The organism is Streptomyces regalis (assembly GCF_001509475.1).
In the GTDB taxonomy this organism is placed as follows: Bacteria; Actinomycetota; Actinomycetes; order Streptomycetales; family Streptomycetaceae; genus Streptomyces; species Streptomyces regalis.
On the sequence record NZ_LLZG01000131.1, the window covers coordinates 83,277 to 92,325 of the forward strand.

General features: G+C 70.4%; 7 protein-coding genes. 4 read left to right on the forward strand and 3 right to left on the reverse strand.

The features are described 5' to 3' along the window. The first annotated feature begins 29 nt into the window (after positions 1 to 29). Both ADL12_RS18875 and ADL12_RS18880 read left to right on the forward strand, forming a co-directional pair. Positions 30 to 2,195 (forward strand): RecQ family ATP-dependent DNA helicase, encoded by a 2,166-nt coding sequence (locus ADL12_RS18875; RefSeq protein ID WP_062703831.1) that lies wholly within the window; start codon positions 30 to 32, stop codon positions 2,193 to 2,195. Positions 2,196 to 2,455: 260 nt separating this feature from the next. Beyond that, positions 2,456 to 3,091 carry a hypothetical protein gene (locus ADL12_RS18880; protein WP_062703832.1) on the forward strand — a complete coding sequence of 212 codons (636 nt, stop codon included), beginning with the start codon at positions 2,456 to 2,458 and terminating at the stop codon, positions 3,089 to 3,091. A 337-nt stretch (positions 3,092 to 3,428) separates the two neighbouring features. On the opposite strand, the gene ADL12_RS18890 is transcribed toward ADL12_RS18880, so the two are convergent. The 3 genes from ADL12_RS18890 to ADL12_RS18900 all read right to left on the reverse strand — a co-directional run bounded on the left by ADL12_RS18890 (position 3,429) and on the right by ADL12_RS18900 (position 5,546). Continuing rightward, the gene (locus tag ADL12_RS18890) at positions 3,429 to 4,070 is read right to left on the reverse strand and encodes a hypothetical protein (RefSeq protein ID WP_079052121.1); all 642 of its coding nucleotides are present in this window, start codon (positions 4,068 to 4,070) and stop codon (positions 3,429 to 3,431) included. A gap of 68 nt (positions 4,071 to 4,138) precedes the next feature. Further along, on the reverse strand, positions 4,139 to 4,840 hold the full coding sequence (locus tag ADL12_RS18895; protein ID WP_062703835.1) for a ribonuclease HII: 702 nt from the start codon (positions 4,838 to 4,840) through the stop codon (positions 4,139 to 4,141). Between the two features lie 82 nt (positions 4,841 to 4,922). Next, complete coding sequence (locus tag ADL12_RS18900) at positions 4,923 to 5,546, reverse strand: TetR/AcrR family transcriptional regulator (RefSeq protein ID WP_062703836.1); 624 nt, start codon at positions 5,544 to 5,546, stop codon at positions 4,923 to 4,925. A gap of 487 nt (positions 5,547 to 6,033) precedes the next feature. Here ADL12_RS18900 and ADL12_RS18905 point away from each other — a divergent pair, with 487 nt between their 5' ends. Together ADL12_RS18905 and ADL12_RS18910 are read left to right on the forward strand one after the other, a co-directional pair. Further along, complete coding sequence (locus tag ADL12_RS18905; protein WP_062703837.1) at positions 6,034 to 6,993, forward strand: hypothetical protein; 960 nt, start codon at positions 6,034 to 6,036, stop codon at positions 6,991 to 6,993. Between the two features lie 121 nt (positions 6,994 to 7,114). Further along, positions 7,115 to 8,653, forward strand: coding sequence for an MFS transporter (locus tag ADL12_RS18910; RefSeq protein WP_062703844.1), 1,539 nt, complete (start codon positions 7,115 to 7,117; stop codon positions 8,651 to 8,653). Positions 8,654 to 9,049: the final 396 nt, after the last annotated feature.

The window sequence follows — 9,049 nt, forward strand, 5'->3', positions numbered from 1 at the left end:
TGTCAGTGCCGTCCTGTTGTATGGGACGCATGGAGCACACGAGCAACGCGGATCTCCGGGCGGCCGCCGACGCGGTCCTCGCCCGCCTCGTCGGGGACGCCACCGGCGCGGCCCGGCTGCGGGAGGACCAGTGGCGGGCGATCGAGGCACTGGTCGCCGACAGACGCCGGGCCCTGGTCGTACAGCGCACGGGTTGGGGCAAGTCCGCGGTCTACTTCGTGGCCACCTCGCTGCTGCGGGCCCGGGGCAGCGGACCGACAGTGATCGTGTCCCCGTTGCTCGCGCTGATGCGCAACCAGGTCGACGCCGCGGCTCGCGCCGGGATCCACGCGCGGACCATCAACTCCTCCAACACCGAGGAATGGGACACCATTCAGGGCGAGATCGCCGCGGGTGACGTCGATGTGCTGCTGGTCTCTCCGGAGCGCCTCAACAACCCGGACTTCCGCGATCAGGTTCTGCCCGAGCTGGCCGCGGCGACCGGCCTTCTCGTGGTGGACGAGGCGCACTGCATCTCGGACTGGGGCCACGACTTCCGGCCGGACTACCGGCGGCTGCGCACCATGCTCTCCGATCTCCCGCCCGGAGTGCCCGTACTCGCGACGACCGCCACCGCCAACGCGCGTGTGACCGCCGATGTCGCCGAACAACTCGGTACCGGGGCCACCTCGGACGCCCTGGTGCTGCGCGGTCCGCTCGACCGGGACAGCCTGAGCCTGAGTGTGCTGCGACTGCCGGACGCCGCGCACCGGATGGCGTGGCTCGCCGACCACCTCGATGAACTACCGGGCTCGGGGATCATCTACACGCTCACGGTGGCCGCCGCCGAGGAGGTCACGGCCTTCCTGCGGCATCGCGGTCACACGGTCGCCTCCTACACCGGCAAGACGGAGAACGCCGACCGGCAGCAGGCCGAGGACGACCTGCTCGGCAACAAGGTCAAGGCACTGGTCGCCACCTCCGCGCTCGGCATGGGCTTCGACAAGCCCGACCTCGGTTTCGTGGTGCACCTGGGCTCGCCCTCCTCGCCCATCGCCTACTACCAGCAGGTCGGTCGCGCCGGCCGCGGTGTCGAGCACGCCGAGGTGCTCCTCCTTCCAGGTCGGGAGGACGAGGCGATCTGGCAGTACTTCGCCTCGCTCGCCTTCCCCTCGGAGGACCTGGTGCGCCGCACTCTCGACGTCCTCGGGCGGGCGGACAGGCCACTGTCGCTGCCCGCCCTGGAGCCCTTGGTGGAGCTTCGCCGCTCGCGCCTGGAGACCATGCTCAAGGTCCTCGACGTGGACGGGGCGGTCCTGCGGGTCAAGGGCGGCTGGATCGCGACCGGACAGCCATGGACGTACGAGGCCGAGCGGTACGAGTGGGTCGCCCGACAGCGCAAGGCCGAGCAGCAGGCGATGCGCGAGTACGCCTCGACGACGGGCTGCCGGATGGAGTTCCTGCAGCGTCAGCTCGACGACGAGGGGGCCAAGCCCTGCGGTCGCTGCGACAACTGCGCGGGGGCGCGCTTCACTGCCGACACGTCCACGGTCGCGTTGGACGCCGCGCGCGTCGACCTCGGCCGGGCGGGAGTCGAGGTCGAGCCGCGCCGCATGTGGCCGACCGGCCTGCCGGCGATCGGCATCGACCTCAAGGGACGTATCCCGGCCGGTGAACAGGCTGCACCGGGGCGGGCTCTGGGGCGGCTGTCGGACATCGGCTGGGGCAACCGGCTGCGGCCGATGCTCGCACCCCACGCCCCGGACGGGCCCGTGCCCGACGACGTGGCCAAGGCGGTCGTGGGTGTACTGGTCGACTGGGCCAAGGGGCCGGGCGGTTGGGCCTCCGGAACCCAGGACGCCCCACCCCGCCCGGTCGGCGTCGTCACGGTCGCCTCACGCACGCGTCCGCAACTGATCAACTCACTGGGCGCACGCATCGCAGAGGTCGGCAGACTCCCGCTACTGGGTTCCCTGCAGTACAACGGGGAGGCACCCCAGGCCTCGCGGAGCAACAGCGCCCAGCGTCTCAAGGCACTCGACGGCGCACTGACCGTGCCGCCCGCCCTGGCATCGGCTCTCGCCGAGACCCCGGGCCCGGTGCTGCTGGTGGACGACTTCACCGAGACCGGCTGGACCCTGGCCGTCGCGGCCCGCATGCTCCAACGCGCCGGTGCACAGGGGGTGATGCCGCTCGTCCTGGCCATGCAGGGTTGATGGGGCGTGGCCGTGCAACCTGGTTGTGCACGGTCGTCCCATGCGTCGCACCGTGACGTACTGGGTAGGGATATAACCCGCGCACCGCCAGATATCGGTCGGTGGCCCCAATTGCTCGTTGCCGCATCCAGGTTCGACAGGAAGAATTGAAGTCCGCTCCCCGCACGGCTCGTCCGTGATCCGGTAGGGCTCTGCTGCGGTGTGCGCTCCCCCGAATCCGACCTCGCCCGCAGTGTGGGCGCGTAGCCGAAGGGAGGACCGTGACCTTCGGATTCGCTCCGTCCTCCGCGGCATCCATGTCGACGTCAGCCGACCTGTCCGCCGCATCCGCCAACCCCCTGGCCCGCATGCTCGAACCCGCAGAGTGGGCTGCCGCGGGAATCCCGCTGCTGCGCAACCCCCGCGAGGTCGTCAGCGGTCTGCACTCACGGCACCGCCCCGGGCCGGCGACCGCGATCGTCGCCGTGCTCGACGCGGACGAGCGGCTGCGGGCGAGCGCCTCGTTCACGCGCCGCCCGGCTCCGGCCGACGGCTGGATGTTCCGCAACGCGCTGCTCGCCCAGTTGCGCCGCGTCATCCCGCACGACCTGCGGCGCCGCACACCGGTACGCACCGCGGTGCTGCTCTACTGCCGCGAGGGCGACGCCCGTTGGACGGAGGAGGACGGCGCGTGGATGTGGGGCCTGCGTGACGCCTGCACCCTGCACGGCCTGCGCTGCGGGGCGTACATCACGCTGACCCGGGACGGCTGGCAGGTCCTCGGCGAGGGTCGCGGCGGCCGCCGGCCCAACGCCGACTCGTCGCCGGAGCCCTTCGCCACGTCCGAGTCACCGCTCCCGCTGCCACGCACCGGCGGCGCGGCCTCGGAGGTCCTGCGGCGCGCGGCCGCTCGCTGAGGACACCGTCAGGAGCTCCCGGCCGACGGGACGGTCGCGCCGTACTGCGCACGCGACGCCGTACTGCGCGCGGGACATGACGGCCCGAGCACGACGACCCCGAGTACGACGACCAAGTCCACGACGCCCAAGCCCACCCCGAGCACCGCCGAGCCACCGCCGACGGGGACCGGGACGGGGATGGGTCTGGGTATGAAGCAGCTCACCATCGTCCAGGCCGCGCGGCGAGTGCTCCCCGCGTTCGCGCACGCCGAAAGCTCCGCCGTGCAGACGCCGCCTCAGCGGCGCCCTGTCCCCCGGTGTCCTGCGGAGTTCCCCCGGACGAGCCGGTACCGGCTCAGACGCCCGCGCCCAGCACCGAGTTGATCCGCTGCGGGTCGCCGCAGACGATCAGCAGGGCACCTGCCTGGCCGAGGGCCTGCGGCAGGACGGTGGCGGCAGCGGTGTCGGGGCCGCCGTTGACGGCGACCACGACCACGGGACGCGCCGCGGCACGGCCCGCAACGGAGGCATCGGCGTAGAAGACGTCGTCACCCGCGTCGTGCTGCGCCCAGTAGGAGCCTTCACCGAAGGACAGCTCGTGGGCGGCCCACGGGTGCTGTTCACCCGTGGTGATCACCAGCACGTCGCCGGGGGCACGGCCCGACTCCAGGAGCAGGTCGACGGCTTCCTCGGCAGCGTCGAGCGCTCCCTCGGGCGAGGCCGGGATCAGCTGGATCTGCGGGGTCGCCGCAGCCTTGGTGGCGGCGGCAGGGGCAGCCGGGCCGGACGGTCCGGGCTTGCCCGCGGCCACGTCGCGTGGCGCACGTTGCACCGGCGGCGCGGGCCGCGGGGGCCCGGGTCGGCCGGGACGCGACGGAGCCGCGGGGCGGGGACCGGGTACGGGGCGGGGGGTCGGCGCGGTGCGGCCGCTGGCCGGAGTGGCGCGGGGACCCTGGGCACTCTCGTGAATCTGAGGCTCCTCGGGAATGAGAGGCATGAGCTGATGTCTATCAAACGCTGGTGCGGATCGCGCGGGCGGGTGGCACGCAAGTGCGAGCGGAATCGTCAGAAGTCGAAGCCGAGCTGCCCCTCGATCTCCGGAACGCTTCCTTCCACCCAGGTGCGGACCTTCTTGAGGTGCCGCCACTGGGGCAGCGCATCAAGATACGCCCACGACAAACGGTGGTACGGGGTGGGTCCCCGCTCCGCCAGTGCGGCCTTGTGCACGGGCGACGGGTACCCGGCGTTGTCCGCAAAACCGAAGTCTGCATGGTCGATACCCAGTTCGGCCATCATTTTGTCGCGCTGAACCTTGGCGATCACCGAGGCCGCCGCGACGGCCACGCACGACCGGTCGCCCTTGATCACCGTACGGACCTTCCAGGGAATCCCGAGATAGTCGTGCTTCCCGTCGAGGATCACGGCGTCAGGACGGACCGGCAGGGCCTCCAGGGCGCGCACCGCAGCGAGCCGCAGCGCGGCCGTCATCCCCAGGTCGTCGATCTCCTCCGGAGAGGCGTGTCCGAGGGCGTACGACGTCACCCACGTCCGCAGCACCTCGGCGAGCTCGGTGCGTCGTTTGACGGTGAGCAGCTTGGAGTCGGTGAGACCTGTGGGGGGCCGGCGCAGTCCGGTGACCGCCGCGCAGACGGTGACGGGGCCGGCCCAGGCACCGCGCCCCACCTCGTCGACACCGGCAATGATCTTCGCTCCGGTCGTGGCTCGAAGGGAGCGCTCGACGGTGTGAGTAGGCGGTTCGTACGGCATGGCGCCCTTAGCCTACGCCGACCGGAACCCGCTTCGACACCCTGGTTCACCGAAGCAACCTCCAGGCCGGCGAAGCGATGCCTCAGAGCTCTGTCGGACGGAGCAGGGGAAGCATCAACTGGTCGATCATCTCTTCCAGATCCCGGTCGTTCCATTCGCTCGCGCACATCTTTGATCGGTACATCATCATCGCCGGAATGGCGTCGAAGACGTAGCCGTTCGCCGCGTCGGACCGCACCTCTCCTCGCTCGATCCCACGGGTGATGACCTCACGGAGCAGCCTGATGGTCGGCTCCACGACGCCTTCGAAGATCACTCCATGGAAACGTTCGGCCTGGAGGCTGTCGCATTCGTGAATCACCGATCGCAGGGCGAAACCGGGGCGCGAGAACATCGCCTCGCGCGCCTGTCGGCACAACTCGAGCAGATCCGCACGGACGCTCCCCAGGTCGGGAGCCGACTCGAAGCGCGGCAGTCCGGCACGCAGCGCGTCGGCGACCAGGTCCTCCTTGGACGGCCAGCGGCGATACACGGCGGCCTTGCCGGTCTGGGCGCCGGCGGCGACGCCCTCCATGGTGAGGCCGTTCCAGCCGACCGTACTGAGCTGTTCCAGAGCGGCATCGAGGATCGCGCGTTCGAGCACGGCGCCGCGCCGGCGGAGGGAGGCCGTCCGAGCGGGGGCGGCCGTCCAGCGCGAGGTATCCATCTGAGCGTCTCCAACGGAGAGGGGGAGCGGTGGGTTCCGGGGATGCGGGGGGGGGCACCAGTCAGCGACGTCGGTGGGGCGCGTCACCTGCCAACTCGTGGTCGTACTCGACGCGACCGTTCCATCGACCAGAATGCCAGGCAACGGCGGCCCTTCACCATCCATACCCGGGCCACAACGCACATCACCAAGGCCGCCGAGGACGGGGGCCGCCGCTGAAGGAGATTCGCGGCCGCCCCCGGCGGCGCGCCGACGATCGGGAGGGTCCCCCGGGTCAGGGAGCCGATCTCAGCGCCGGCATTCGTCGGCCCGGGTTCGGCTGCTCGGATTCGGCGTTCGGATCCGAGCAGCGCAGCATCAGCACGAGCCGTGGGCTGCACCGGAATCGTGGAAGCGCGCCGGACCGGACCTGGAGTGCGCCCGCGCCGCGTGGTTCCTCGAGTTCACGCTGTGAGACACCGGCGCACTGTCCGCCTGCGAGGCACGGGTGAACCGCGCGCTCGCCGACTTCCGCGCCCTGCGCGACGCCTGGGGCGTGGCCGCCGCGCTCAGCAGCCGGGCGGCTCTCGCCATGGTGCGCGGCGATCTGGCGACGCTGCGGGAGAACGCCCTCGAGGCGCGCGCCCAGTTCGTCGAACTCGGCGATGTCTTGGGCCAGTTGAAAACCGCCGAGGCACTCGGCACGCACGCCGAGGTCAACGCCGACTACGAACTGGCGGCGCAACTGCACCGCGAAGGCCTGCGCATGGCCCAGTCCCTGGAGATGTGGTCGGAGGAGTCGCGTCAGCTCTCGGGCCTCGGCCGGATCGCGCTGCTCACCGAGCGCTTCGACGAGGCCAGGGAGTTCCATCAGCGCGCCCTGCAGCTCGCGATCGAGCAGGGCAACCTGCCGGCGCAACAGATGGCCGAACTGGGCCTGGCACTCGGCGCCCGCCGCGAGGGCGACCTCGAAGCCGCCGATGCGCATCTGCGGCCCTGGCTGGAGTGGAACCGTGAGCGGAACGCCAGCAACGGCCTGGCCCTCGTCCTGGCCGAGCTCGGCTTCGCCGCCGAGTTGCGCAACGACGCCGAGGCCGCCCTCACCCTGCACCAATCAGGCCTGGACTCGGCCTTGGCGACGGAGGACCCACGCGCCGTCGCACTGGCCCTTGAGGGCCTCGCGGGCGCCCACTCCCTCACGGGCCGGCACATCCGCTCCGCCCGACTGCTGGGCACGGCGACGGCGACCCGAGTGCGTTCCGGCGCTCCGCTGCCTCCGGCCGAGCGAGGCGATGTGGACCGCATCGCCGCCCGCGTCCGCAACGCACTGGGAGATGCGAGGTACGCGGCCGAGCACGCGGCGGGCGAGGCCATGGACCACCACACCGCGGCCGCGGCGGAACAGTTCACCGAGTCGCTGGTGAACACCGCAGTGAACACCGCACGGCGCGGCATTGCCGCCGCCTGACCCAATCCCCTTAGAGAACGCTTGTGTTCACACGCGACGGGTCGCTAACGTTTCCATAGGGAACGCCACCGTTCCCTAACTTTCCTCTGGGGGACCACCTGTGACGCACGATCAGACCCAGATCAAACCGGCCGCACCGGCCGAGCCCCACACCGAGACACGTTCCACCCGCCCCGGTATCGCCCTCGCGGTGATCGCCGCGTGCCAGCTGATGGTGGTACTCGATGCCACCATCGTGAACATCGCCCTGCCCCACATCCAGACCGCTCTCGACTTCTCCACCAACGACCTCACGTGGGTGATCAACGCCTACGCGCTCACCTTCGGCGGCATGCTGCTCCTGGGCGGCCGCGCCGGTGATCTTCTGGGCCGCCGCCGCATGTTCATCGTCGGCATCGGCCTCTTCACTCTCGCCTCCCTCCTCGGTGGATTCGCCCAGGAACCATGGCAGTTGCTCGCGGCGCGCGCCCTGCAGGGCGTCGGCGGCGCCATCGCCTCCCCCACCTCCCTCGCCCTGATCGCCACCACGTTTCCAGAAGGGCCCGAACGCAACCGCGCTTTCGGCGTCTTCGCCTCCGTCTCCGCGGGCGGCGGCGCCGTCGGCCTCATAGCCGGCGGCCTGCTCACCGACTGGCTCGACTGGCGCTGGGTGCTCTTCGTCAACGTCCCCATCGGGGTACTCATCGCCCTGCTCGCCCCGCGCTACATCAAGGAGTCCGAGCGTCACCCCGGGCGGTTCGACCTGGCCGGCGCGCTCTCCTCGACGATCGGTATGGCCGCACTCGTCTACGGCTTCATCCGCGCCGCCGAGAATGGCTGGAGCGACGGTCTCACCGTCACCTCCTTCGGCGTGGCCGTGGCCCTGCTCCTTGCCTTCGTCGCCATCGAGCGGCGCACCGCCCAGCCGATCACGCCCCTGAAGCTGTTCGCCGACCGCAACCGCTCCGGCACGTACGCGATGATGCTGAGTCTCGCCGCCGCCATGTTCGGCATGTTCTTCTTCATCGTGATCTTCGCGCAGAACGTGCTGCAGTACAGCCCGATCAAGGCGGGCCTCGCCTTCCTGCCCATCACCGCCGCCATCGTCGTCGCCGCGGGCCTCGCCACCAATCTGCTGCCCCGCTTCGGCCCCAAGCCCTTCATGGCCATCGGCTGCGTCCTGACCGCCGTGGGAATGAGCTGGCTCACCCTCATCGACCCCTCCAGCTCGTATCTCGGCGGCCTGCTCGGCCCGATGCTGTTCTTCGGGTTCGGCATGGGCCTCAACTTCGTCACCCTCACCCTCACCGCCGTCTCCGGCATCGCCGACAGTGAATCCGGTGCCGCGTCCGGCATGCTCAACACCACACAACAAGTCGGCGGCGCTCTCGGCCTGTCGATCCTCACCACCATCTTCAGCAGCGCCAGCGAGGACGAGGCCGGAAAGCAGATCCCGAAGTTCCTCGCCGAGGGATCAGCCGAGCAGAAGGCCCAGTTCGCCAAGACGCACAGCCTTCCCGCCCCGTGGAGCGACTCGGTGCTCGCTCACGGCATCGGCTACGCCTTCATCGCCGCCGCCTCGCTGGCGGTACTGGCCGCCGTCATCGCCCTCTTCGTGATCCAGGTACGCAAGAGCGACTTGGAGGCGCTGAGCGGGAAATCCGGCGGCTCCACCATCTGACGCCTCGACGGCCACCCGCGGCCACCGCGTGCCGCTCCACCGCGCCCGCGTCGCTCCGATGAACCCCCGCGGGACCATCGGCGACCGGGCGACGCGCCACCCCGCCATCCAGCTGACTCGCACCCATGGACTCCACTCCCTGCGCCCCTCGTGTGTCACCTGCGTGTACGGCGGCCCCAGCAGCCGCACTCCAACTGCCACGACAACGGCCTGGCAGTCACGCAGAGTTCCCAGCGAGCACAGAAAGTTATGAAGGATTTCAGTAGGGTCGGATTTCGGCAGGTCAGAGTCGCTGCGCTAGGTGTACTCGGCCGGGAGGTTGGTGACACGCCTGCTACCGGTTGTTGATCGTGAATGGACCTCCGGGCGTAGTGGAGATTGCCGTCTTCACTCACC